The sequence below is a fragment of the Yersinia kristensenii genome (assembly GCF_900460525.1).
Lineage (GTDB): Bacteria > Pseudomonadota > Gammaproteobacteria > Enterobacterales > Enterobacteriaceae > Yersinia > Yersinia kristensenii.
This window is the reverse complement of record NZ_UHIY01000001.1, coordinates 788,490-814,803: the sequence shown is the minus strand read 5'-3', so window position 1 is coordinate 814,803 and position 26,314 is coordinate 788,490. Positions and strand designations below refer to the sequence as shown.

The window sequence follows — 26,314 nt, the reverse complement described above, 5'->3', positions numbered from 1 at the left end:
CCCCCAATTTGTCTGGAGAATCCCAATGGCAAAAGAATTCAGCCGTTCTCAGCGCGTTTCACAAGAAATGCAAAAAGAGATCGCACTCATCTTACAGCGCGAAATCAAAGACCCTCGCGTTGGCATGGCAACCGTGTCAGGCATCGAGCTATCTCGTGATTTGGCTTACGCTAAAGTCTTTGTGACCTTCCTGAATGTGTTAACCGACAATGCTGATCCGGATACAGTAAAAAATGGCATTAAAGCACTGCAAGATGCCTCCGGTTATATCCGCACTCTGCTGGGTAAAGCGATGCGTTTGCGTATCGTGCCAGAACTGACTTTCGCCTATGACAACTCTCTGATTGAAGGGATGCGGATGTCTAACCTGGTGACTAACGTCATCAAAAATGATGCAGAACGTCAGGTTAATCCAGGAAACGACGAGGAGAAGTAATGGGTCGTCCACGTCGTCGCGGCCGTGACATTAACGGCGTTCTGTTATTGGATAAGCCGCTGGGCCTCTCCTCTAATGACGTTTTACAAAAGGTAAAACGCCTCTTTAGCGCAAACCGCGCAGGTCATACCGGTGCACTTGATCCTTTGGCGACCGGCATGTTGCCTATCTGTTTGGGCGAAGCGACCAAATTTTCCCAATTTTTGCTAGATTCAGATAAACGCTATCGTGTTGTGGCCCGTTTAGGTCAACGGACTGATACCTCGGATGCCGAAGGCGCATTAATCAGCGAGCGGGAAGTTAATGTCACGCAAGCGCAGATGGATGCCGCTCTGGACAGTTTCCGTGGTGACAGCCAGCAAGTGCCGTCGATGTATTCTGCGTTGAAGCATCAAGGTAAGCCGCTGTATGAATATGCCCGTCAGGGCATTGAAGTCGAACGCGAAGCACGCAGTATTACTGTGTACGAACTGCTGTTTATTCGCTGGGAAGGCAATGATCTGGAGCTGGAAATCCATTGTTCCAAAGGCACCTACATCCGCACTATTGTTGATGATTTGGGTGAATTGTTGGGTTGCGGCGCACATGTTAGCTATTTGCGCCGTTTGCAGGTAGCGACTTATCCAAGTGACCGCATGGTAACTTTAGATCAGTTAATCGCGATGGTTGAAGCGGCACAAACTGAAGAGCGTTCGCCAAATTCGGAACTGGATGCGTTGCTATTGCCGATGGACAGTGCAGTATTAAATTTCCCAGAAGTCAATCTGTTACCTGCTGTTGCTGCTTATGTAAAACAAGGGCAGCCAGTGCATGTAGCCGGTGCGCCTGGCGAAGGAATGGTCCGTATCACTGAAGGCGAAGAGCGTAATTTCATTGGTATTGGCACTATTGCAGAAGATGGCCGTGTGGCACCTAAGCGCTTAGTGGTAGAATATGCTGAGTAGCGCCGAGCGGCTACCTTGCGATCCCGCGGTTCAAAGAGTAGAATAGTGCGGCTTACATATTGGGTTGCTGAATTAGAGATCGGCGCCTGTCTTAATTTATCTATATATTTGGAGTTGTATCATGTCTCTAAGTGTTGAAGCGAAAGCTAAAATCGTTGCTGACTTCGGTCGCGGTGCCAATGACACCGGTTCAAGCGAAGTTCAGGTTGCTCTGTTGACTGCTCAAATTAACCATTTGCAAGGTCATTTCTCCGAGCACAAAAAAGATCACCACAGTCGTCGTGGTCTGCTGCGTATGGTATCCACGCGTCGTAAGCTGCTGGACTACCTGAAGCGTGAAGATGTATCGCGTTATGCTTCCCTGATCGAGCGTCTGGGTCTGCGTCGCTAAGTCTGCGAGTTTCGGGAGAAAGGGGCCAAATTGGCCCCTTTTTTCTAAGAAGCAATGATAAAATACGCTAGTATATTGTTGTTGTTCTATAGAATTTGTCTACCCAATAGATTTCGAGATGTAGGAAGGCGGCAAGCGAAAGAGTCCCGATGAGTTTACATAAGTAAGTGATTCGGGTGATTGAACGCAGCCAACACAGCTACATCTCGAAAGATGACGGGTATAAATAGGATCTTCCAGTGCAGAGGTTCGCGCGGCTAATGAGAGACTTTAACTCAATGGGAGTTAAGGGTTGTCATTAGTCGCGAGGATGCAGTGTGAAGGTATTAGTAACAGGTGGATGAGATCGTCAATACGATCCGGCACCGCATAGTATAAGGATACTATTTTGCTGACTCCGATTATTCGTAAATTCCAGTACGGCCAACATACCGTCACCATCGAAACTGGCATGATGGCTCGCCAGGCAACTGCTGCTGTAATGGTAAGCATGGATGACACCGCAGTATTCGTCACTGTTGTTGGCCAAAAGAAAGCTAAACCAGGCCAGAGCTTCTTCCCTCTGACAGTTAACTATCAGGAGCGTACTTACGCTGCTGGCCGTATCCCAGGTAGCTTCTTCCGTCGTGAAGGCCGCCCAAGTGAAGGCGAAACGCTGACTTCACGTCTGATTGACCGTCCGATTCGCCCACTGTTCCCAGACAGCTTCCTGAATGAAGTTCAGGTTATTGCGACTGTTGTTTCTGTTAACCCACAAGTTAACCCAGATATCGTGGCACTGATTGGCGCATCAGCTGCGCTGAGTCTGTCAGGTATTCCATTCAACGGCCCAATTGGTGCTGCGCGCGTTGGTTTTATCAACGACCAATACGTGCTGAACCCAACCACTGATGAGCTGAAAGAAAGCCGTCTGGACTTGGTTGTTGCTGGTACTGCTGCTGCAGTATTGATGGTTGAGTCAGAAGCACAAATTCTGTCTGAAGATCAAATGTTGGGCGCGGTTGTCTTCGGCCACGAACAACAACAAGTTGTGATTGAAAATATTAACGCTCTGGTTGCTGAAGCAGGCAAACCGAAGTGGGATTGGCATGCAGAACCAGTGAATGAAGCGCTGCACGCGCGTGTTGCTGAGTTGGCCGCCGCTCGTCTGGGTGACGCATACCGCATCACCGAGAAACAAGAGCGTTACACACAAGTTGATGCTATCAAAGCTGACGTGACTGAAGCGCTGTTAGCGCAAGACGATACTTTAGATGCTTCTGAAATTCAGGATATCCTGGGCAGCGTTGAGAAAAACGTTGTGCGTAGCCGTGTATTAGCTGGCGAACCGCGTATTGATGGCCGCGAAAAAGACATGATCCGTGGTCTGGATGTGCGTACCGGCGTATTGCCACGTACTCATGGTTCAGCGTTGTTCACTCGTGGCGAAACTCAGGCACTGGTTACTGCAACCCTGGGTACCGCACGTGATGCACAAAATATTGATGAGCTGATGGGTGAGCGTACTGACTCATTCCTGCTACACTATAATTTCCCTCCATATTGTGTTGGTGAAACCGGTATGGTTGGCTCACCGAAACGTCGTGAAATTGGCCATGGCCGTCTGGCGAAACGTGGTGTGTTGGCAGTGATGCCAAGTCCGAGCGAGTTCCCTTACACTGTCCGTGTGGTTTCTGAAATCACCGAGTCTAACGGTTCTTCCTCAATGGCTTCTGTTTGTGGTGCTTCTCTGGCCCTGATGGATGCAGGTGTACCGATTAAAGCCGCTGTTGCTGGTATCGCAATGGGTCTGGTTAAAGAAGATGAAAACTTTGTTGTTCTGTCTGATATTCTGGGTGACGAAGATCACTTGGGCGACATGGACTTTAAAGTAGCCGGTAGCCGTGACGGTATCACCGCACTGCAAATGGATATTAAAATTGAAGGTATCACTCGCGAAATCATGCAGGTGGCTCTGAACCAAGCTAAGGGTGCGCGTCTGCACATTCTGGGTGTTATGGAACAGGCTATTAGCACTCCACGCGGCGATATCTCTGAATTTGCTCCACGTATCTACACCATGAAAATCAATCCTGAGAAAATTAAGGATGTGATTGGTAAAGGTGGTTCTGTGATCCGTGCGCTGACTGATGAAACTGGCACCACCATTGAAATCGAAGATGATGGCACCATTAAGATTGCAGCAACTGACGGCGACAAAGCGAAACATGCTATTCGTCGTATCGAAGAAATTACTGCTGAAATCGAAGTGAACCGTATCTATGCGGGTAAAGTGACTCGTATCGTTGATTTCGGTGCATTTGTGGCAATCGGCGGCGGTAAAGAAGGTCTGGTGCATATCTCTCAAATCGCTGACAAGCGCGTAGAGAAAGTGACTGACTATCTGCAAATGGGCCAAGAAGTCCCAGTAAAAGTCATGGAAGTTGATCGTCAGGGCCGTATCCGCCTGAGCATCAAAGAAGCGACTACTCCTGACGCAGAAGCACCGGCTCCAGAAGCAGCAGAATAATTAGTATTCCACAGCTCCTTGCTGATGTGAGGAGCTGTGTTATCTCGAGGGCAGGATGCTCTTGTGTTAAACAAATGGATGAAAGGATATTTATCCAATGTTTGTCTTCGGGAGTAGGAAATGAAGCCTTTCTTGCGCTGGTGTTACGTTGTGACAGCACTGATGCTGGCAGGATGCAGCAACCATGATTGGCGTAAAGACGAGGTATTAGCAATTCCGTTGCAACCTACGTTGCAGCAGGAAGTGATTCTGGCGCGCATGGAACAAATCCTTGCAAGTCGGGCACTTACGGATGATGAGCGCGCGCAGCTTTTATATGAGCGCGGAGTGCTGTATGATAGCCTCGGGCTACGGGCACTAGCGCGAAATGATTTTTCGCAAGCGTTAGCTATTCGTCCTGATATGCCAGAAGTTTTTAACTATCTGGGCATTTATTTAACGCAGGCAGGCAATTTTGATGCTGCCTATGAAGCGTTTGATTCTGTACTAGAGCTTGATCCAACTTACAATTACGCGCGTTTAAACCGGGGTATCGCTCTGTATTATGGCGGTCGACTCCCGTTGGCGCAGGATGATCTGCAGGCGTTTTATCAAGACGATCCAAATGATCCCTTCCGTTCGTTATGGCTGTATTTGGTGGAAAGAGAAATCGATCCTAAGACAGCTGCAGTAGCGCTACAACAGCGCTATGAAAAATCGGACAGAGGGCAATGGGGATGGAATATTGTCGAATTCTACTTGGGCACAATTAGCGAAAAAACGCTGATGGAAAGGCTCAAGGCAGATGCAATGGATAACACTTCGCTCGCTGAGCATCTCAGTGAAACTGACTTCTATTTAGGTAAACATTACCTAAGTCTGGGGGACAAGAACACTGCTTCGGCGCTGTTCAAACTGACGGTAGCTAACAACGTTCATAACTTTGTTGAGCACCGCTATGCATTGTTGGAATTGGCGCTTTTGGGCCAAGAACAAGACGACCTATCGGAATCGGACCAGCAATAGCTGACGAACAACTATTAGCCTGATATACCTTGGTTTTTGCCAACGTTAATCACCCTAACAGGTGATGGCCTTTTTGTTCGTTTTATAATCTAATTTGAGCCGGTTCACACTTTTCAATGAAAATGACTGAAAATTTTCTCGACGAGTTATGTAGACTGGCTGCCATTATTAATGAGGCACGTGTACATGACTACTGAGCTTGAAACCTCTTTTGCTGATCTGGGGCTGTCCGCTCCAATTCTTTCCGCTCTGACTGATCTTGGTTATGAAAAACCATCTCCTATTCAGTTGGAATGTATTCCACACCTGTTGAACGGCCGTGATGTTCTCGGCATGGCGCAAACCGGTAGTGGCAAAACAGCCGCCTTTGGTCTGCCGCTGTTGCACAACATTGACCCAACATTGAAAGCGCCACAGGTATTGGTGTTAGCACCGACCCGTGAGTTGGCTATTCAGGTTGCACAGGCATTGACTGACTTTTCAAAACATATGGACGGCGTTAACGTGGTGGCCCTGTATGGCGGTCAGCGTTATGACGTTCAATTACGCGCTTTGCGCCAGGGGCCACAAGTTGTTGTCGGTACCCCAGGTCGTCTGTTAGACCACCTGAAACGCGGTACTCTTAACCTGTCCAACCTAAGCGGTTTAGTGTTGGATGAAGCAGATGAAATGCTGCGCATGGGCTTTATCGAAGACGTCGAAACTATCATGGCGCAGATCCCGGCTGAACATCAGACCGCTCTGTTCTCTGCCACCATGCCAGAAGCGATTCGTCGTATCACCCGCCGCTTTATGAAAGAGCCACAGGAAGTACGCATTCAATCTAGCGTGACTACCCGTCCTGACATTAGCCAGAGTTTCTGGAGAGTCGGTGGTGGTTATAACAAGAAAGAAGCGTTGGTTCGTTTCCTGGAATCTGAAGATTTCGATGCAGCCATCATCTTCGTGCGTACCAAAAATGCGACGCTGGAAGTTGCAGAAGCTCTGGAACGCAGTGGTTACAACAGCGCTGCATTGAACGGCGACATGAACCAAGCGCTGCGTGAGCAGACACTGGATCGCCTGAAAGATGGCCGTCTGGATATCCTGATTGCGACTGACGTTGCTGCTCGTGGGCTGGATGTTGAACGTATCAGCTTGGTTGTAAACTATGATATCCCTATGGATTCAGAGTCTTATGTTCACCGTATCGGCCGTACTGGGCGTGCGGGTCGTGCAGGCCGTGCATTACTGTTCGTAGAGAACCGTGAACGTCGTCTGTTACAGAACGTTGAACGTACTATGAAGCTGACTATCCCTGAAGTTCAGTTGCCAAACGCAGAATTGCTGGGCGAGCGCCGCTTAGCTAAATTCGCAGCGAAAGTGGGCCAACAGCTGGAAAGCAGTGATTTGGATATGTACCGTGCGTTGCTGGCGAAGCTGCAACCAGAAGAAGAGTTTGATCTCGAAACTCTGGCTGCTGCACTGTTGAAAATGGCACAGGGCGAACGTCCTTTGATCCTGCCACCGGAAGCACCACGTCGTCCACAGCGTGAATTTAATTCTCGCGATGACCGTGGTAGTGATCGCGGCCGTGATCGTAATGACAGCCGTCGTGAACCTCGTTCTGACAACCGTGACGGTGGCGAGCGTCCAGCACGTCGCGAACGTCGTGATGTTGGCGAGATGGAACTGTACCGGATTGAAGTGGGCCGTGATGATGGTGTTGAAGTTCGTCATATCGTTGGCGCTATCGCTAACGAAGGTGATATCAGCAGCCGTTATATCGGTAACATCAAGCTGTTTGCTTCGCATTCAACTATCGAGCTGCCAAAAGGCATGCCGGGTGAAATGTTATCTCACTTCACCCGTACCCGTATCCTGAACAAGCCGCTGAACATGCAGCTGTTGGGTGATGCACAGCCGCATGAGCGTCGTGAGCGCCCTGCAGGTGGTAATGGTGGTGAGCGTCGTGGCGGTGCTGGTCGTTCAGCTGGTGGCGAACGTCGTGAAGGCGCAGGTGCTCCTCCTCGTCGTTCATTCGGAAGCGATCGTGCTCCAGCGGGTGGTGGCGAACAACGCCGTGGTAATCGCGATGGTCAGCGCTCAGCTGCACCTGCACCCCGCCGCGATGATGCCGCAGCGCCAGCCGCACCTGCTCGCCGTCGTTTCGGTGATGCATAAGTCTTAGTCATCTCTGATGATTAAAAAAAACCAGCCTTCGGGCTGGTTTTTTTATGTCTGCAATATTCAACTTGTGAGTGAATTACAGGCGCTCGGCGGGTTGCAAGTTTTGCTGCAAACCGGCCACTATCTCAAATGAATACAATCGTGCCTGGTGATCAAAAATCTGGCCATTGACCATCAATTCATCGGCCTGAGTTTCGCGCAATAGTGACTGAAGCCCGTGCCGGACTTTACTTTTATCGCCAATGATAGACAGACGTAGCGCTTGGTCGACACCAAATTGTTCGGCTGGCGAGCAGATTTTCTCCATATCGTCGATGGGTGGCGGTAATTGGCCCGGTGTGCCACGGCGCAGATTGACAAACTGCTGCTGCATCGAAGTAAACAGGAAACGGGCATCACGCTCACTATCTGCGGCCACGACATTCACACACACAATCGCATAAGGTTTTGGCCACTGAGCGGAAGGTTTGAAATTCTCCCGATACAATTTGAGTGCCTGGAATAGCATGTCTGGTGCAAAATGCGAGGCGAAAGCAAAGGGCAGGCCCATGGCGGCTGCTAATTGCGCGCTATACAAGCTAGAGCCCAGCAGCCACAGCGGGACATGCAAACCCTGACCGGGGACGGCTTGTACCGCTTGCCCAGGTTGCGCATCAGCAAAGTAGTTTTGCAGTTCACGCACATCAGACGGGAAGTTATCTACCTCACCGGATAAGTGGCGGCGTAGTGCCATCATAGTGCGCTGATCACTGCCGGGGGCACGACCAAGGCCGAGATCGATGCGGTCAGGATACAGTGAGGCAAGGGTACCAAACTGTTCAGCTATCACCAGCGGTGAATGGTTTGGCAGCATCACGCCACCTGAACCGACACGGATGGTGCTGGTGCCACCGGCAATATAGCCAATTAGCACGGAGGTCGCGGCGCTGGCAATACCCGTCATATTATGGTGTTCAGCCAGCCAATAGCGGTGATATCCCCATTTTTCAGTATGTTGGGCTAAGTCCAGCGAGGCATGAAATGCATCTCGTGGGGTCTTGCCCTGCGCTATTGGTGATAAGTCGAGAACTGAAAGTGGCACGGCCTGTTTGTCAGTCATAGAATCGTCCATCTTAACCTTATGTCGAGTCGCTTGAAGGGCGAGTGCGTTTATTAACAAACGCATTAATTTTAAAAGAATAACTACGAATGACTATATTCACGGTGTGAGTCAATAACAGCCATATTAGTCATGCATGAATAAGAGCATAATCGAAATAGTGTCTTTCGGGAGGGGAATAAATGCGGCCTGAGAGGGAGATAGATTGTCTGAGTGAATAAATGGGGAGAGCCGTGGCCCCCCTCATAATCTATTAGGACACCAATTCTAACCCTGCTAATCGCCGCCAGTAGCCGTTACAATCGGCTTTATCAGCTAAAGTCAGGGGAACTAAACCTTGTTCGTTGGCGCGGAACTGGTCGATAACATTCAGCGTCTCAATACCTTGTGGCGAAAGACGGACGATATCCACCAAACCTTGCATGGAAATCAAATCATTACCGAGGTTATAGCAATAGCCACTCTGAGTTTGAATGCCATTGAGAATAAACACTTGTTGGTCTTCTTGTGAGAGTACTGGCCGCCCTTGCGGGTACTTAATACAGCAAGTTTCACATTGGTCTTTGGCCAGGTTTTCTGAACGCGCAGTAAAACAGCGGGCAGAATAAGCCAATGGCAGATGGCCGTAGCTCAATACTTCGACTTCAAACTGATTGCGGAATCCCAGCTCTTCACATTGTTGCAGCACATTAGCCAGCCAATCGCGAGATAGCTCAACCGGCATGCACCAGCGCATCATCCCTTGGCGGTGTAAAATCCGCAGGGTATAGGCGTTGTAGCAATTGAGGGCATGGCCGGCCACAAACGGCAAACCGCGTTCGGCCGCCATATTCACCGCACCCAAATCATTCGCTTCCAGTAAGAATTCGCCGTTTTCTACATAGCGCTTTAACTCATTTAACTCGGATGGCGCTTGTAACAGGGCGAGAGTGGAAATCACCACCTGTTTGCCACTGGCGGCAACTGCTTTGGCTAAATCCAGCCAGTCACCGACTTTCATTTCGCGGCGCTTGGTACAGACATTCTCACCAAGATAAATGATATCGGCGCTGCTGCTGGCAGCGGCTTGATAAAAAGCTTCAATATCGGTTTTTGGCCAGTAATAGAGTACTGCGCCTAAGGCGTACTTCATATTTCCTCCGGTTACTGCCACTTACGATGATAAGCGCCCAGAGTGGTCTGGGTGCCTTCGGACATTGCGCCCAGTTGTTCCATCCATTCTGTTTTGGCAGAAAATTGCGCTGGATTAGCCTGATAGCGGTCAATCGCCTGCCGCCACACTTTGGCAACCTGGCTGACATAAGCCGGGCTACGCTGACGCCCTTCAATTTTTACCGAGGCAATATTGGCGGTAAACAGTTCCGGCAGCAGTTCAAGGGTATTTAGGCTGGTCGGCTCTTCCAGTGCATGATAGCGCTGACCATCCACCAGATAGCGCCCTTTACACAGCGTCGGATAACCGGCGTTTTCGTTATCTTCATAACGGTCGATCAGCACCTCATTGAGGCGAGATTCCATCCCTTGCGGGGTTTGCTGCCAGCGAACAAAGCGTGCCGGTGAACAGGCACCCACTGTGTTAGGGGATTCACCTGTCAGATAGGATGAAAGGTAGCACCGGCCTTCGGCCATAATGCACAAGCTACCAAAGGCAAAGACTTCCAGCGGTACCGGGCTGGTGCGCGACAGCTGCTTAACCTGATGCATCGAGAGCACGCGCGGTAAAACCACCCGTGCCACATCAAAATGGCGTTGATAGAAACGGATGGCTTCATCATTGGTCGCGGATGCTTGCACCGATACATGGCGTTCAACCTTAGGGTAGCGTTCAGCGGCATATTCCAACATGGCCAAATCCGCCAGAATCAGGGCATCAGCCCCCAGTTGCGCCGCCATATCCACCGCTCGCTGCCAACGGGAATAACCGTCTGGGTGAGCGAAAGTATTAATCGCGATATGTAATTTGCGCTTGCGGCTGTGAACATAATCGACCGCTTCTTGTAATTTTTTATCGGTGAAATTCAGTCCGGCAAAATGGCGGGCGTTAGTATCATCTTTCAAGCCGATATAAACTGCGTCAGCACCATTATCGATTGCGGCCTTTAATGCGGGTAAATTACCAGCAGGACAAAGCAGCTCCATAGAATTTTCCCTATCCGAAGATGATATTAGAATATAGCGAAGGGCGATTTTAGTTAACCTGCCGTGAACTGACTTTGATTTAGGGCAGTTTCTTTGGCATTGGTGTCATTCTCCTGATATTTAGCAAGACTTTTAGAGACAACTTGGTGCAAAATTTATTGATTTAACACACTTTCCAGTTTTGCCGATGTGGCAAAATAGCCGTATTCGAGCATTAAAAGGAGTGACTGCCTGTGTTGGGAGAACTACGAGCACGCCTAGTGCGTCAAGGGCCAGCGCTATTGCGAGGGCCATTAAAATTGACACCATTCGCCTTGCAGCGCCAGGTACTAGAACAGGTGCTGGGTTGGCAATTCCGTCAGGCATTACTGGACGGTGATCTGGAGTTTTTAGAGTCTCGCTGGTTAAAAATTGAAGTGCGCGACCTCGCATTGCAATGGTTTATGACAGTAGAAAGCGGTAGGCTGGTGGTCAGCCAACAGGCTGAGGCGGATGTTAGCTTCAGTGGTGATGCCAACGATCTGATTTTGATCGTTGCCCGTAAAGAAGATCCGGATACATTGTTTTTCCAGCGCCGGTTGCGAATTGAGGGGGATACCGAATTGGGCCTGTATGTGAAAAATCTGATGGATGCCATTGAATTGGAATCCATGCCGACGCTACTACGAGTGGGTCTGCAACAATTGGCTGAATTTATTGAAGCGGGTCAGCAAGAGGGTGCGGCGAGTCCTTCCCGTACATTAGCATCGTGCTGATCCGGGTTGAAATTCCAGTAGATGCGCCGGGGATTGATACCTTATTGCGCCAGGCATTCAAGCGAGATGATGAAGCGGACTTGGTGCAACAACTGCGCGAAGACGGCTTATTGACGCTGGGTATTGTGGCGACGGATGATGAGGGCGGTGTAGTTGGTTATGTCGCATTCAGCCCGGTAGACGTGGGGGGGGAAGACCGTCAATGGGTTGCGCTGGCTCCGGTCGCAGTGGAAGAGGGCCTACGTCGGCAAGGTTTGGCGGAGAAACTGGTCTATGAAGGTCTCGATTCTCTGAATGAGTTCGGCTATGCCGCTGTCGTGGTATTAGGCGATCCGGCTTATTATCAGCGTTTTGGTTTTGTTCCGGCGGCCCGCCATCAATTAACCTGCCGTTGGCCGGGTACTGAAGAAGCCTTTCAGGTGTATGCGTTAGCGGAAGATGCATTGACTGATGCGGATGGCGAAGTGGTGTTTTCTGCGCCGTTTAATCGGTTTTAACGTCTAGCAATGATATCAATGAAGAAGGCTGGTTCATCACCAGCTTTTCTTTTTGCTGTTTACTGAGTTGTTTCACCCGATATTCCAGTTTCAATGCAGTTGAACGATCCCCTGCTTCACAATGAAATACTAGCGCTAACTCCCCCTTGCCCCGCAGCGCTTTGGCGCCTTTTCCTGCTTGATGTTGCGTGAGTCTCCTTGCTACATCAGTGGTAATGCCGGTATACAGCATACCGCTGGCGGTGCGCAGCAGATAGAGATGCCAAAGGCTGTCCGACATAATCTGATTCCAGTCCGGGGGTAGCGGTTTGGAACATTATTACCGGAATTTCCTATTGCATCCTGACTTTTTTACCTGCTGGCACCTGAACAGTTTAAATTGACGCTATTTTGCTCAATATGAGCCTTTCTATTGCTTATTTAGCCTTAGCTGCAAACTCAAAGCGCGGTGAAACCAAGCCGTACAGTGTCCAACCAAGGAAAGTCACAATCGCCCCCCAAGTCATGGCTTCCTGACCAGAACTGTAAAGTGCATAGAAGCTGTACATCGCACCAATAAAGGCAATGATATTGGCTTTGCGTGCTTTGGCTGGTGGGACATTGGCAGTTTTCTGAATAATTACCAACGCTGCCATCGACAGAATATATGGGATGATATTGGTCACGACCGCCAGATTGACCAGTACATTGAATTGTTTATTCAATGACGGACTAATGGTCATTAGCGACAAGACACTCTGGATGACAACAATGGTCAGCATCCCTTTGATTGGCGCATCAGCTTTACTGACTTTAGAGAAGATTTTCGGGAAGAAACCTTCATCAGCAGAGGATTTAAATACCTGAGCGATGGTGAACTGCCAGCCGAGTAATGAACCGACACAAGACATAATCATCAAGGCCATGATGATTTTACCGACGGCTGGGGTGAACATAAAAGCGAATGCCAGGCCGAATGGCGCGGTTGAGTTGGCCAAATCCATATTCGGCACAATACCGGCGATAACGTTGGTCGAAATGATGTAGATAACCGCTGCACCTAAAGTCCCACCCAATACTGCGATTGGAACGTTACGTTCAGGGTTTTCTACCGCGTCAGTGTTGGCACAGGCAGATTCCAGCCCCAGGAAAGCCCATAATGTCATAGAGATAGAAGAGCCGATAGCTTCAAAGGTCGGCACGTTATGTGGATTCCATGCTGCCATATAGGCCGAGCCGCTAAACCAGAACCACCCAATTATCGAAATCCCCACGACGGGGATAATTACCCCCCAGATAGTGACACTACTGATTTGCCCGGTAATACGTGCGCCACCGAAGTTAGCAACAGTTGCCAACCACAGTACGCCGATGGTGGCGATACAAATACCGAGTGGCGTTAAGGTGGCACCCAGTAACTCTGTGCCGTAACCGACTGCTGATATCGCAATGGCGATATTGGCAATCAGCAGGGATGCGCCATAGGTATAGTTGGCCATAAAGTTGCCGGATTTGCCGAAAGCGTATTCTGCATAACCGCCCATTCCCCCTGATTTTCGGCTGAACATCCCGCACTGAGCAAAGGCATAAGCCAGCGCCATAGAACCCACTGCGGTAACTAACCATGAAACGATAGAAATCGTCCCAACTTCGGCGAGTTTGGTTGGCAGCATAATTATGCCGGACCCCATCATATTGACGGCGGTCAGAATAGTTAGCTGGACGACTCCCATCTTATTATTTTTTTTACTCATTTTTATTATCTCTTTTAAAATTTCAGAGACTGCGGGAATAGTTTCCCGCAGGTTTGAGTTATTGATTGTTTTTAATAGATACTTTTTATTTTACTTATTTTTCATCATGTAGCCGTATGCGCGGTTCCATCCATCTTCATCGACTTGTAAATAAACACCCTGTAATTCAGGTGCAAAGCCTGGCAATAAATTAATACTTTCTTCAAGTGCCAGGAAATAACGTTGAGCCGCACCGCCCCAAACTTCACCAGGGACAACACACAATACTCCCGGCGGGTAAGGAAGTGCACCTTCAGCGGCAATTCGACCTTCTGCTTTGCACAGTGGCACTAATTCAGCATGTCCGCGGACGAATTCAATATTGGCATCCTGAGGATTCATCACGACTTTAGGGAAGTATTGTTTACGGAACATTTCTTTTTGTAGCTGTTTAACATCATAGCTGACATAAAGATCATGCATTTCCTGACATAATTTACCGATGGTATATCCTTTATAACGAGTTTCGTTATTACGATAAACCGTTGGTAATACCTCACTTAACAATGCATCTTCTTCAATGAAACGTTCAAAGCGAGCAATTTGTGCTACCAAATGTTGCATTTTCGCCAAGTCTTCAGCTGGCGTTAATAAGAACAGAATAGAGTTAAGGTCGCATTTTTCTGGCACGATGCCATTTTCACGCAGGAAGTTAGCCAGAATAGTCGCTGGAATACCTGATGTGGTATATTCGCCAGTATTGGTATCAATCCCTGGTGTGGTTAATAATAGTTTACATGGGTCAACAAAGTATTGTGACTCTTCGTAACCTTCAAAAGCATGCCATTTTTCGCCAGGAATAAAATTAAAGAAGCGTAAATCTTGTGCCATGGCATCGGTGTCATATTGTTGCCAAGGTTTACCGTCAACCTCTACCGGAACAAAAGGTTTAATCATGTTACAGGTATTTAAAATCATTTTACGGGCTTCAATACCAGTCTTAACACAATCTAACCACATACGCTGGCCACTTTTTCCTTCATGCATTTTCGCATTAACATCTAATGCTGCGAATAATGGATAAAATGGGCTGGTGGATGCATGTAACATAAAGGCATTATTAAAACGCTTATGGTTACAATAACGATCTTGGCCTTTAATATGTTTATCTTTCTTATGAATTTGCGAAGTTTGTGAGAAACCAGCCTGTTGTTTATGCACTGATTGTGTAACGATAATGCCCGGATCATTTTCATTCAGTTCAAGCAATAATGGTGAACAATCTTTCATCATCGGAATAAATTGTTCATAGCCAACCCAAGCGGAGTCGAACAGAATATAATCGCAAAGGTGACCAATTTTATCCACGACCTGACGGGCATTATAAATAGTGCCGTCATAAGTCCCCAATTGAATAATGGCCAGACGGAATGGGCGAGCTTCATTGGCCCGGTCAGGCGCTACGGCACGTATTTGTTCGCGCAGGTATTTTTCTTCGAAACAGTGGGCATCAATACCGCCGATAAAGCCGAACGGGTTACGGGCAGTTTCCAGATACACCGGTGTTGCCCCAGCTTGAATCAGTGCGCCATGGTGGTTGGATTTGTGATTATTGCGGTCAAATAGCACCAGATCACCACGGGCTAACAGAGCATTGGTTGCCACTTTATTAGAGGCAGAAGTCCCGTTCAGGACGAAATAAGTTTTATCGGCATTAAATACTTTTGCTGCATGTTTTTGAGCATCACAAGGTGCGCCTTCATGAATAAGCAAATCACCTAATTTGACGTCAGCATTACACATATCAGAACGGAAAATAGTTTCTCCGTAGAAGTCAAAAAATTGACGACCAGCTGGATGTTTACGGAAGAATTGCCCTCCTTGGTGCCCTGGGCAGGCAAAAGTAGAATTGCCCATTTCTACATATTTTTTTAATGTATTGAAGAAGGGTGGCAGCAACTCTTTCTCATATTTTTCAGCAGCGGATTCCAACTGTTTACCGTAAAAATCAGTATTGTCACCGCATAGTTCAAATACTCCATTTAAAGATGGTAATACATCCGTATTCAGTTCCTCTTCACAACAAACCGCCGCAAAAATTGGAATGTCCAAGCCTAATGAATGAATACTTTCAATGACACCATTATTAATGTCCTGAACAGAAAGTACCACGGCAGCAATATCAGTAAAATCTGTGTGTAAAACATCCACCACTTCGCGTTGGGTTTCAAAGCAGGGTATTGCTGAAGTACTTGCTGCGATATTTAACTTCTTCATTTATTTTTCTCTCTTATTTTATTTAGGGTATATGAACCCGTCCAACATTTTTGCAAGTTGGATTTAGTCGTTTAATAAATTCTGCATATAGCAATCCGTATCAATGAATTAATATTCATTAATAATCTGGGTTGCTTTATATCTTTGCTGCGTAACGCCACGGCTGAATTTCAGACGCAGTGATCCATATGTCATTTAGCATTAATGACAAAGGTGACATTGAATTTTACGGAATAGCTATGTTTCTGCTGAAAGACTGAAAACACCAGACCCATAAAGATTGAGTCATAACATGCACCAATCTGTTAGGCTTGAAAATATTACGAGTGTTTGTCTTTTCGAAAAACGCAGACAATAGTTAACATCACGCAAAGGCAATAAAGCACTTTTGTCGCTGTTAAATATTGAGCATAGACAATGACTATCCAATAAAAACGGATGTCATCGCAGGAGGGAGATTATCTATAATGGTAATAAGAAAAATTAAAATAACTACGGTGTGCGGGCATCATTAAATGCGTTGTTCGCCTTATATGCGCCATTTTCTTGTTGTTATTTTCCATTTTGTAAGGTCTCTGGTTTTTTAAACAAATTTCTGGTTTTAAACAAGGTTGCCGTTTTAAACAAGATTTTCAAAAAACGAACTGATGGCGGCTATTCTAGTCATAACACTCATTCATTCTGTGATTTATGTCACGTTTTTATCCGATTATCAAATGCCTTTTGACTAAAAAATGAATAAATAACTATTTTTATTCATTTTTAACGGTATTTATTCAAAACTGTACTGGGTGTTATGCAATACAGTAAGATTATATTTAACACGGCGGATACATTGGCGGGTTTATTATTATGCGATATTAGCAATGAGTGCGGCTTCTTAATAGATTTTGTATTTTATTTGTTAATCCATAATTATTTGTTACATCTAAACTTATAGGCTTATTTTGCATATAAATTCATATGCATCTTATGCAGTAAATGTTATCTAAATCACGTTATCAGGCTGTTTCTCGCCATAAATCCTTTTCTCTGGGGGGATATGCTGGAAATATCCCCGCTAAAAGAGATAAGTATCGATAAAGAGGGGCAATGATTGCCCCATCCTGAAAAAGACTAACTGAATAGCGGTAGGCTATTGTCGGTAAAGGGAATATTCACCTGTATAACCTGCTGTTGACGAGTTAATTTGATGGATAATATCTCGCCATTATTGTCCACTTGAACATTCAATAGTGGATTGTGGTTATTCATATCAAACACGCAGGTGACCAGTGACTCGGGTTGATGATGACGCAAAATCAGATAACTGATATCACGCACCGACGGGTTTGCCGGTGCCAACCCTTGAAACAGGGTGGCATCCGCGGCGAGCCAAAGTGATAACGGACGTGCCGCTGTTTGATAGTGACACTGAATCACACCATTGAGTGGTTGGGTGGTAACCTGATGTAAATATTGCATCGGCCCATTGTTGCTGAAGGTGGCACTTTCTCCCACAGAGCCCATTGCCATACCGTCGATATGCAGTGTCCAATTCCACTCTTGCTGATGTGGATTAACGATACTGCTGAGGTCAATAATGGCGTCATCCAGCCACAAAATACGGCGACGGAATTTTACATCGCGATAAGCTTCGCAATCCCATTGAACCCGCGTATGGCTGTCTAACTCGGGCGCTTTTTTACGCCAATCTACCTCTGTATCCAACCAACTAAATTTTGCCGATTGATGCCAGTTATGAATCACCGGTACAGCGGGCGGCTGATTTGCCTGGTTAATACTCAGCGTATTGTGAGTGGCGCTATTTTTGTAGTAACCATAATGTAGCTGTGCGCCATAGCCAGTGGTGCCTAAGTCCGGCAGGATTTCCTGTCCTTGCTCAAACAGAATTAAATTCAGCCGATCATAATGATCATGCTCACCCCCGTAGGGGCTGTGTTTTACCAGTAAAGCACGGCCAGACTGCGGTTGGCGTAAGATGGTCAATCCACAATCCGGTGCATGCAGTGTATCTGTGGGAATAACATCAATCATTGGTGATGGTAATTCTTCAACGCCATACAGCAGAGCATCCAAATTTAGGCGCGGCTCATGGCGATAAATATGCTGTAGGGCGGCAGCATATTCATCATTACCATAGGTTTTAAAAGCAAACTCATACAAATGGGCATGATTGAGTTGCTCTTGACCCGCAGTACAATCATTGATGCGTGGGAATGTGCCATCGGGCATCAGCAGTTTTAAAGGGAAGCTGAGCATATCGCGGTAATAAGGCAATGCCAGCAGGCTGTAGCGGCTACCGGCGGCCAGTTTCTCAAATGACCAGAAACCTTGCAGCGCATAAAAGTGATAATGCACTGAACCTTCAAACCATAATCCCTCATTAAACAAGCCATGTTCTAGCTGATAACGCAGGCCATACTCTGCATTTACCGCAAACTCAACATAGTGTTCATCTTCAAGAATCAAGCCGATCACCGCGATAGCGCTGCTGATCTTCACTTCATGGTTATGCAACTGGCGGGTGCGGTGTTGCATCAAGAAGTCTGCACCCTCCCGCAATAAACGCCCGGCGATGCAGTCGCGTTGCTCCTGACTGAGCGCATCAGCAATAAAATCATAACCCAATGCAAAATCGAGCAGGCAATTGGCCTCACACAATGTCTGTGCATTGGCCTTGCCCGGCCCGTTGTATGGAATACCCCCATGAACTTCATAGTCAGGATAGTAGCGGGCGTAATTGATCAGAATATCCCGCACTTTATTGAAGTAACGACTTTCCCCAGTCAGTTGCCACAGCAAACCGAGCTGATTACAGGCTTTGGCATTTAGGCCATTAAGCGCCCGCCACCAGGCGCCATCATAGGGTTCTCCGCTAAACAGATGAGAGTCTATCGGGCAACGGTGTTGAGTCGGTGAATGGCGATCCCACTCCAACATCACACCGTGATCAGGGCAATAATAGTAATGGTTCCAAGTGGCGATACCGGTGGTCGGGACTTGTGTTTCCGAGTCCAAAATCACTTGATTACCCGCAATCAGCGTGGCAATAATCTCCGACTGCTGCACTGGACTTCCCTGTTGCTGTACTGTATTTCCCTGATGTTGCACAACGCGCTGGCGGATTTTAGCCATCTGCCGATCCGTAAACTGCTTCATATCTGGTGTGTCCTCGCGGTGCTTATTTTTTTGTGTTCAGTGGCTGTGTTATTGGGTAAAGCAGGATTTCAACGGCATCCGGGTATTGGGTAATCAGGTATTGCGCTTTCTGTTGGAAATCAGCGTCAGCCGGGTAGGCGCGGGCGGCCGTTATCATATTGACCAAGGCTTTTTTATCTTGTACCCCGTCCAAGTCTTTGTATGGCCAAACTTGGTCGGTATTGATAAAGCCCGCGACATATTGATAGCCTTTTTTCAAACTGTGTTCATCAAGGCTAAAGTTCCAGATATCTTTATCGGCCACTTCACCCAGGCGGCCCAGCTTGTTGTAGGCTTCCAGATGGAAATTACTGTAATGCCATGGGCGGGTGCGTTCCAATTCGGCATTTTGTCGGCCCTGCATATCAAAATGCGACGGAATTCTGCGCAGTTGCGTGATTTCCAAGCGTTTTTGTGCGGCGGCTTTTTGGTCGCTGAACAAGGCAAAAGAGGCGGCCTGCATATCAAAATAGGTGCCGTGGTTATTGTGCCAATTATCCTCTTCAAAACCATTCTGGCTGGTAGTCATCCATTGATAAAAATCTTTGTACCAAAGTTTAATCGCTTGATAGTCGGCGTCATTGAGGACATTTGCGGGCCTTATCAATTCCACAGCATCAATCACGTCTACCAAAGCCCGACTATCAATCAAGCCAATACCTCGGCCCTCATTGATGCCCGGAATAGCTTGAGCATATTGCAGATTTGGGTTCATGCGGGTGTTGGGGTTGACGAACCAATTGACCAATAAGTCGCGTGCTTTTTCGGCATACTCTGGCTTGCCGGTAAAGCTATAAGCCAATGCCAGATAATAGACATCGGCACTGAAGCTGTTCATGCGTTTTTTATCCGTCGCGTCGCTATTGGCATCGGGATTCGTTTCGCCGTCTTTACGCAAATAAGGCATGCCGTCTTTCTTACTTGGGTCCGGCCACCAATACGGCGGGAAGCTGTAATAGTCATGTTTATCGCCACTGGCGGCTAACAGGCTTTTATCCATGACAGAATAGAGTGGCGCTTTCAGGGCTTTGTCGGCTTTAGCTATCAGATTTTTATAGGATTTTTCATATAGTGGGTTGTTTTGTTTAATTTGGCCGATGCTATAGTTTATATCATCCATTTTTAATAATAATGGATGGCTTTCTGCCGCGTAAATAAAGGGTGAAGAACCGAGAAGAATAGCCAGTAATAGGTTTTTTTTACCCAACATTTTCATCATACTTTCCTTATTTTTTTATGATTTACATGATTAAAAATAAAGTGTTTTGGTTAATTTAATTAATTTATCCATTTTCAATGAATAGTTTTTCTTACCTATAAAAACAAGGTTATTAATTTTTTTTGGTACGTTATCAATAAAGAGAACGCTGTTCCATTTCTGATGGATTTGAATTCTAGGGCAAAGTTTTAGGACTTTTGTGATCTAGATCTATCTTATAAATTATCTGTGAATAAATGATTTAAATTGTGATTGTCATCAAATTAAATCTTTGTTTTAGACGTTTTTTAGGCAATTTAAATAATTGCGAGTTTTTTTTAATTTTTAAAATGAAGATTTTATCTTGTTGCTTTTAAAGAGATATTTAATTAAATCTATATTTATAGTCATTTTATAAATGTGATCTTAAGCAGAAATTTTAAAATGGAATTAAGTTTTGTTTTTTATGGTGTAGTTTTTTGTTTTCCTCTGGGTTCTAATGTTATCGAGTGTTTAGTGATTTTATTCTGTTATTTAAACTTCTGGGTAAATTCATAAAAATTAGATTTCAACGAGGACGCTAAGATGAAGACAAAAATGATAATGTCAAAAGTAAAAATAAAATCTTTGCTGTTGTTAACTTATTTAGCTATGGGGGTTCCTTCTCTCCACGCAGCAGAGACATTACAGGTGTGGATACGCGCTAGTAATGATTCAAAAAATATTTATAAAGCAGAAGCTGACACTTTTGAGAAGAAAACCGGCATCAAAATTGAATATTTCAATGCCACCACCGATTTTGAACAGCGCCTGGCAAGGGCTGCGGCCGGTAACGCGCTGCCGGACTTGATTTTCAATGATGCGGCGGCTATCGGGCAGTTTGTCCAGCTCGGTATTGTTGAGCCGATCGAGCCAAAAAATATCATTGGTGGGGCAGATGTCTTAGATACTGCTTGGCAGAGCGCCCAATATATTGACGGTAAATATTATGGCGTGCCAACTTCAGCACAAACCTTTGCTTTGTTTATCCGTAAAGATTGGCGCGAAAAACTGGGCTTAGAGTTACCGAAAAGCTGGGAAGATATCAGCACCTTGGCCAAAGCATTTACCTTTAATGACCCCGATGGCAATGGCAAAAATGACACTTACGGCTTTATTTTGCCCGCCTCCACTACCCGTGGCTACGCCAGCTGGTTTATCAGTTCCTATCTGTGGCAAGCCGGGGGTGACTTCATTCGTCCAGCCGGTGAAGGCAAATTTAAAGGCTCACTGGAAGAACCCGCAGCGGTTGAAACACTGAGTTTCATTCGCGGCATGGTGTGCGACAAAACCGTCCAACCAGGGGCAATTAACGCCACTACCGCCGATGCCATTCCTTCTTTCCGTTCTGGTCAAAGCGGCATGTTTGTCACCGGCCCATATCATATTGCTCTCTTTGATAAAGATCCCGGCAAAGACGCTTTTGAAGTGATCCCGCCGCCAAAAGGACCCAAAGGGCAGGCAACACTGGCTGAAGGCACCACGGTATTTATGATGAAAAGCAGCGAGAAAAAAGAAGCTGCTCAGAAATTCATAGAATTCATGATTTCACCTGAAGGGCAAAAAATCGGCATGGGAATGGGCAGCAATAATATGCCGGTGGTGCGCTTATCCATTAACAAACTGGTTGATACCAAAGCGGTTTATAACGACCCGCGCTGGGCAATGTTTGCAGATTTGTATGCCGAACATGGTCGCTATATTCCGCAAGTACCTAACTGGACGCCAATTCGTCAGGTCACTGCTGAGGGTTTCAACCGCATCTTAGCCAACTGTGAAAGTGATATCCCTGCTGAATTAAAAGCAGTGAATCAGAAAGTGAATGATGAATTGGCTAAACAGAATGTTTTAGGGCAGTGAGTAAATCATGATAACGCTAACCCCCCGACTAAAACGTAATCTGGTTCCGTGGCTGTTCCTGGCCCCGGCACTGGTCATCTTCACCTGGTTTAAATTCATCCCGATGCTGCAAGGGTTGGTGATGAGTTTTTACAAGGTTAACTTTAACCAGCCAAATGAGTGGGTCGGGTTTGACAACTTTTCCCGCGCGATGGGTGATGAAGCACTGCATTCTGCCGTTTTCAACACCCTGTTATATGTGGTGGTCACCATGGTGGTGGCCGCTTTTATCGCCTTCTTCTTAGCCATGTTATTGGAAGGGCCGGCGCGGCATTTACGTTTTATCCGTACCGCCATCTTCTTGCCAGCGGTGACCAGTGCGGCGATCGTCGCCGAAATGTGGCGAATTCTGTTTAACCCGACCAGCAATGGGGTGGTGAACCATGTTTTGTCATGGTTCAGCATTGAAGCGCAGGGGTTTCTGGCAGATACCGATCAGGCGCTTTGGACCGTGATGTTGCTGCATATCTGGAAAGCCGTGCCTTACAACATGGTTATCTTTATTGCCGGTCTGGTGGGGATTAGCCGTGATTTGTACGACGCCTCGAATGTGGACGGCGCTAACTGGTGGAACCGCCTGCGTTACGTCACTTTGCCGGGCATGATCCCCGCGCTTTCTGTGGTGCTGATGCTGTCATTCATCCGTGGTTTCCGGGTGTTTGCTGAAGTCTATGCCACCACTGGCGGCGGCCCGTCTAATGCGACAGAAATGATCATGACGCATATCTACAAGCTGGGCTTTGAGCAGTTTGACTATGGTTATGCGTCAGCGGTGTCCTTCCTGTTATTCGCGTTCACTGTGGTGCTGACTATTTGTCATCTCACATTGAAAAAGCGTATAGCCCGTTACTAACCCGAGCCGGAGACTGGTAATGAAAAGTAAAAGTTGGAACAGTATCGGCCGCTGGGTAATTTATGGTCTGTTGCTGGTGGTTTTTGTTGGCCCCTATTGGGGGATTATCGCCACCGCATTCAGCGGCGCACCGGTAAAACCTGGGGAGTTGCTGGCCTGGCCCAATCAGTTCTCGTGGGATAACTTTATCTTCGCCTGGATGGATATCGGCGTTTGGCAATATCTGCTGAACTCCATCATCGTGGTGTTCTTCGGCACTGTTTTACAGGTGTCAGTCAGTGCACTGGCGGCGTATGCGCTGGCGCGTAAAAAGTTTGTCGGGGTTTCGCTGACCAGCTTGATTATTCTGTCGACCATGATGCTGCCGGAAGAAGTTATCGCCATCCCGCTGTATATGATCATCAACTGGCGGCTGCCGGTGATTGATGCCTCGCTGTACAACAGCTATCTGGGCATGATCCTGCCGGTGGTGGGCTGGGCTTTCTCTATCTTCGTGTTGACCGAGTTCATGGCGGCTATCCCGAAAGAGCTGGAAGAGGCGGCGCGCATTGATGGTGCCAGCGAGTGGCAAATCTTCTTCCACGTCATCCTGCCGCTGGTGAAACCGGCATTGGGCACGGTGGTGACCTTCGGCTTCATCATGATTTGGGACCAATACCTGTTGCCACTGATTGTGGTGAATCAGGACAGTTTGAACACTATTCCGGTGATCCTCGGCACATTACGCACTGACGAGACGATTACACCAAATATCTTTATTGCCATCACTCTGTTGGCGATGTTGCCAAGCATCATCGTGTATCTGGGTCTGCAAAAACATTTCAATCGCGGGATCATGTCTGGCGCGGTTAAAGGCTAGGGAGAAACAAAATGGGATCGGTTGTACTTAAAAATGTCTGTAAATCTTACGGTGACACCCATGTGATCCGCGATGTATCGCTGGAAATCCCTGACGGTGAGTTCTGCGTGTTAGTGGGCCCAAGCGGCTGCGGAAAATCTACCTTACTGCGTATGATCGCCGGGCTGGAGGAGATTTCCGGTGGCACGGTGGGCATCAATGATAAAGACGTCACTGATGTTGAACCCAAGATGCGCGACATTGCTATGGTGTTCCAAAGTTATGCTCTTTATCCGCAGATGACAGTGCGCGAGAACATGGGCTTTGCGCTGAAAATGGCCAAAATGTCCAAAGCCGATATCAATGCAAAAGTGGAGTCCACGGCGGAGTTATTGGGCTTACAAACATTGTTGGAGCGGCTGCCGAAAGACTTGTCCGGTGGTCAGCGCCAGCGGGTGGCTATGGGCCGCGCCATTGTGCGTAACCCACAAGTGTTCTTGTTCGACGAGCCTTTGTCGAACCTGGATGCCAAATTGCGTACTCAGGTGCGGGGCGAGATCCGCGAGTTACATCAACGGCTGAAAACCACTTCCGTCTATGTGACGCATGATCAGATTGAAGCTATGACCATGGGGCAGATGATCGTGGTGTTGCGCGACGGGCGTATTGAGCAAGTCGGCTCGCCGTTGGATCTTTACGATCGCCCAGCCAATTTATTTGTGGCCGGTTTTATTGGATCGCCGGAGATCAACCAGTTGAAAGGCACCGTGGTGCTCAATACTGGAGATCAACAACAAGGTGGCGAATTCCTGCTACGGCTGGAAGATGGCTCTTTGCTGACCTTGCCAGCCGGTTTGCAAGTGACTGATGGGCAAAATGTGGTGTATGCCATTCGTCCGGAGCAGGTCAATGTGGTGGATGAAACCCACCACGCCAGCGCCCTGAAAGCGACCATTACCGCCATTGAAAATACCGGCTCGGATATGCAGCTATTTTGCAGCACTGGCGGAGGCCGCTTTACCTCGGTCTTCAAACAGCGTTTGGCGGTGAATGCAGGGGAGACGGTGTATTTGCAGCCTAAGCTTGCCGGTATCCACATTTTTGATGCCGCCACTGGCGTGCGGGTTGCCAGTCAGGCTGCATAAAGGAAGCAACGCCCATGACGCCAATGAAATTGTACACGCTCGATGTGGACTGCCTTTCCAAGGCGAAAGCGGTATTGCAGCAGCCATTTTCACCTCTACAACCGGCATTGCGCCGGTTATTAAGTGAAGCCGATGCATTGCGCGATCAACCGCCGGAGACTGTGACACACAAGACGCTACTGCCCGTCAGTGGCGATATTCACGATTATTACAGTTTTGGCACTTACTGGTGGCCGAATCCGCGTAAGCCCGATGGATTGCCCTATGTGCGCCGCGATGGGCATACCAATCCGCAGAGCCAAAATGACGATACTGACACCCAGCGCATTGAACGGATGTGTGACCGCTGCCTAACCCTCGGGCTGGCTTACTATTTTACCGGCAATAGCCGCTATGCTCAGGTGGCGGCAGAGCAGATCCGTTGTTGGTTTTTAGATGCCAAAACCCGCATGAACCCGCACCTGAATTATGGTCAGGCCATCCCCGGCATTGTTTCGGGCCGTGGGACAGGGTTAATCGATACCCGGCTGATGTGGATGGTGATTGATACCATTGGGTTGATATTGCCCGCCAAGCTACTGGATACCGAGGATACCGCGGTGTTACAGCAGTGGTTCCGTGACTTTAACCACTGGATGTTCCACAGCGAAGTGGGCCATTCTGAATATGTTTGGCACAACAACCACGGCACTTGGTATGACGTGCAACGCGCGGCAAATGCGATGTTTTATGGCGATCGTGGGCTGGTTTCCACCATTATCCGTCAAGGAATTACCCAACGGCTGGCGGCACAAATCGCGCAAGACGGTAAGCAGTGGATGGAACTGGAGCGCACCGTGCCTTTCCATTATTCCTTATTTAATATGGAGGCGCATTTGCTGCTGTGCCGCTACGGCGAACATGTTGAAATTGATCGCTGGGATTGGGTACAAGATGGCCGCAATGTGCAGCAAGGTATTGATTATTTGCTGCCATTTATTGCTGAACCAGAACTGTGGCCTTACCGTGATTTGCGCGGCATCGACTATGACAGTGCTTTGCGGCTGTTATTACAGGCGGCCAGGGGTTACCCCAAAGAGGCCAAACGTTATCAGGCGGTGCTCGCGACTTTGCCAGCAGATACCCTGACATCGCGCGACCGGCTGTTGTGGCAAAGTTAATAGAGGCAAAAGCTAATCGGGCTAAAGTTGATGTACACTGAAAGCTGT

Annotated in this window: 23 protein-coding genes; 14 read left to right on the top strand and 9 right to left on the bottom strand. The window is 47.6% G+C overall.

The window, feature by feature from the left end; all coding sequences use genetic code 11:
* The first annotated feature begins 25 nt into the window (after positions 1-25).
* The 7 genes from rbfA to DX162_RS03705 all read left to right on the top strand — a co-directional run bounded on the left by rbfA (position 26) and on the right by DX162_RS03705 (position 7,448).
* Entirely contained in the window at positions 26-436 is a 411-nt protein-coding gene (gene rbfA, locus DX162_RS03735; protein ID WP_032819271.1) for a 30S ribosome-binding factor RbfA, read from the top strand.
* The gene (gene truB, locus DX162_RS03730; RefSeq protein WP_004389234.1) at positions 436-1,380 is read left to right on the top strand and encodes a tRNA pseudouridine(55) synthase TruB; all 945 of its coding nucleotides are present in this window, start codon (positions 436-438) and stop codon (positions 1,378-1,380) included. The genes rbfA and truB overlap by 1 nt, the downstream gene beginning before the upstream one ends.
* A gap of 121 nt (positions 1,381-1,501) precedes the next feature.
* Positions 1,502-1,771, top strand: coding sequence for a 30S ribosomal protein S15 (gene rpsO / locus DX162_RS03725; RefSeq protein ID WP_004389235.1), 270 nt, complete (start codon positions 1,502-1,504; stop codon positions 1,769-1,771).
* Positions 1,772-2,159: 388 nt separating this feature from the next.
* On the top strand, positions 2,160-4,280 hold the full coding sequence (gene pnp / locus DX162_RS03720) for a polyribonucleotide nucleotidyltransferase (protein WP_004389236.1): 2,121 nt from the start codon (positions 2,160-2,162) through the stop codon (positions 4,278-4,280).
* A gap of 120 nt (positions 4,281-4,400) precedes the next feature.
* Positions 4,401-5,285 (top strand): lipoprotein NlpI, encoded by an 885-nt coding sequence (nlpI, locus tag DX162_RS03715; RefSeq protein ID WP_032819273.1) that lies wholly within the window; start codon positions 4,401-4,403, stop codon positions 5,283-5,285.
* Positions 5,286-5,401: 116 nt separating this feature from the next.
* Entirely contained in the window at positions 5,402-5,482 is an 81-nt protein-coding gene (yrbN, locus tag DX162_RS22900; RefSeq protein WP_096335046.1) for a protein YrbN, read from the top strand.
* On the top strand, positions 5,472-7,448 hold the full coding sequence (locus tag DX162_RS03705) for a DEAD/DEAH family ATP-dependent RNA helicase (RefSeq protein WP_004389238.1): 1,977 nt from the start codon (positions 5,472-5,474) through the stop codon (positions 7,446-7,448). Before yrbN ends, DX162_RS03705 begins: the two co-directional genes overlap by 11 nt.
* An 82-nt stretch (positions 7,449-7,530) precedes the next feature.
* Here DX162_RS03705 and DX162_RS03700 read toward each other — a convergent pair whose 3' ends face one another.
* The 3 genes from DX162_RS03700 to ubiU form a co-directional block, all read right to left on the bottom strand.
* Positions 7,531-8,553 carry a luciferase-like monooxygenase gene (locus tag DX162_RS03700; RefSeq protein WP_004389239.1) on the bottom strand — a complete coding sequence of 341 codons (1,023 nt, stop codon included), beginning with the start codon at positions 8,551-8,553 and terminating at the stop codon, positions 7,531-7,533.
* 253 nt (positions 8,554-8,806) lie between these two features.
* Complete coding sequence (locus DX162_RS03695; protein WP_004389240.1) at positions 8,807-9,685, bottom strand: U32 family peptidase; 879 nt, start codon at positions 9,683-9,685, stop codon at positions 8,807-8,809.
* Positions 9,686-9,696: 11 nt separating this feature from the next.
* Positions 9,697-10,692: a ubiquinone anaerobic biosynthesis protein UbiU gene (gene ubiU / locus DX162_RS03690; RefSeq protein WP_004389241.1), complete on the bottom strand. Its 996-nt coding sequence runs from the start codon at positions 10,690-10,692 to the stop codon at positions 9,697-9,699.
* 233 nt (positions 10,693-10,925) lie between these two features.
* Here ubiU and ubiT point away from each other — a divergent pair, with 233 nt between their 5' ends.
* On the top strand, positions 10,926-11,447 hold the full coding sequence (gene ubiT, locus DX162_RS03685) for a ubiquinone anaerobic biosynthesis accessory factor UbiT (RefSeq protein WP_032819274.1): 522 nt from the start codon (positions 10,926-10,928) through the stop codon (positions 11,445-11,447).
* Positions 11,441-11,944 (top strand): GNAT family N-acetyltransferase, encoded by a 504-nt coding sequence (locus DX162_RS03680; RefSeq protein WP_032819276.1) that lies wholly within the window; start codon positions 11,441-11,443, stop codon positions 11,942-11,944. The genes ubiT and DX162_RS03680 overlap by 7 nt, the downstream gene beginning before the upstream one ends.
* On the opposite strand, the gene DX162_RS03675 is transcribed toward DX162_RS03680, so the two are convergent.
* The 6 genes from DX162_RS03675 to DX162_RS03650 all read right to left on the bottom strand — a co-directional run bounded on the left by DX162_RS03675 (position 11,931) and on the right by DX162_RS03650 (position 20,353).
* Positions 11,931-12,224: a GIY-YIG nuclease family protein gene (locus DX162_RS03675; protein ID WP_032819277.1), complete on the bottom strand. Its 294-nt coding sequence runs from the start codon at positions 12,222-12,224 to the stop codon at positions 11,931-11,933. The two genes, DX162_RS03680 and DX162_RS03675, sit on opposite strands and share 14 nt — an antisense overlap.
* A 136-nt stretch (positions 12,225-12,360) precedes the next feature.
* Positions 12,361-13,677, bottom strand: coding sequence for a putrescine-ornithine antiporter (gene potE, locus DX162_RS03670; protein ID WP_004389244.1), 1,317 nt, complete (start codon positions 13,675-13,677; stop codon positions 12,361-12,363).
* Positions 13,678-13,767: 90 nt separating this feature from the next.
* Complete coding sequence (speF, locus tag DX162_RS03665; RefSeq protein WP_004389245.1) at positions 13,768-15,933, bottom strand: ornithine decarboxylase SpeF; 2,166 nt, start codon at positions 15,931-15,933, stop codon at positions 13,768-13,770.
* A gap of 458 nt (positions 15,934-16,391) precedes the next feature.
* Entirely contained in the window at positions 16,392-16,475 is an 84-nt protein-coding gene (gene speFL, locus DX162_RS22840) for a leader peptide SpeFL (protein WP_223300551.1), read from the bottom strand.
* Between the two features lie 574 nt (positions 16,476-17,049).
* Entirely contained in the window at positions 17,050-19,095 is a 2,046-nt protein-coding gene (locus tag DX162_RS03655; RefSeq protein ID WP_004389246.1) for a heparinase II/III domain-containing protein, read from the bottom strand.
* Between the two features lie 22 nt (positions 19,096-19,117).
* A complete protein-coding gene (locus DX162_RS03650) occupies positions 19,118-20,353 on the bottom strand; it encodes an alginate lyase family protein (RefSeq protein WP_072076230.1) in 1,236 nt (411 codons plus the stop codon).
* A 564-nt stretch (positions 20,354-20,917) separates the two neighbouring features.
* On the opposite strand from DX162_RS03650, the gene DX162_RS03645 reads away from it, so the two are divergent.
* The 5 genes from DX162_RS03645 to DX162_RS03625 are packed head-to-tail and all read left to right on the top strand — an operon-like array spanning position 20,918 to position 26,266.
* Complete coding sequence (locus DX162_RS03645; RefSeq protein WP_032819280.1) at positions 20,918-22,231, top strand: ABC transporter substrate-binding protein; 1,314 nt, start codon at positions 20,918-20,920, stop codon at positions 22,229-22,231.
* Positions 22,232-22,238: 7 nt separating this feature from the next.
* Complete coding sequence (locus DX162_RS03640) at positions 22,239-23,123, top strand: carbohydrate ABC transporter permease (RefSeq protein ID WP_004389251.1); 885 nt, start codon at positions 22,239-22,241, stop codon at positions 23,121-23,123.
* Between the two features lie 19 nt (positions 23,124-23,142).
* Positions 23,143-23,982 (top strand): carbohydrate ABC transporter permease, encoded by an 840-nt coding sequence (locus tag DX162_RS03635; protein ID WP_004389253.1) that lies wholly within the window; start codon positions 23,143-23,145, stop codon positions 23,980-23,982.
* Between the two features lie 11 nt (positions 23,983-23,993).
* Positions 23,994-25,106, top strand: coding sequence for an ABC transporter ATP-binding protein (locus DX162_RS03630; protein WP_032819281.1), 1,113 nt, complete (start codon positions 23,994-23,996; stop codon positions 25,104-25,106).
* Positions 25,107-25,129: 23 nt separating this feature from the next.
* On the top strand, positions 25,130-26,266 hold the full coding sequence (locus DX162_RS03625) for an alginate lyase family protein (protein ID WP_032819354.1): 1,137 nt from the start codon (positions 25,130-25,132) through the stop codon (positions 26,264-26,266).
* Positions 26,267-26,314: the final 48 nt, after the last annotated feature.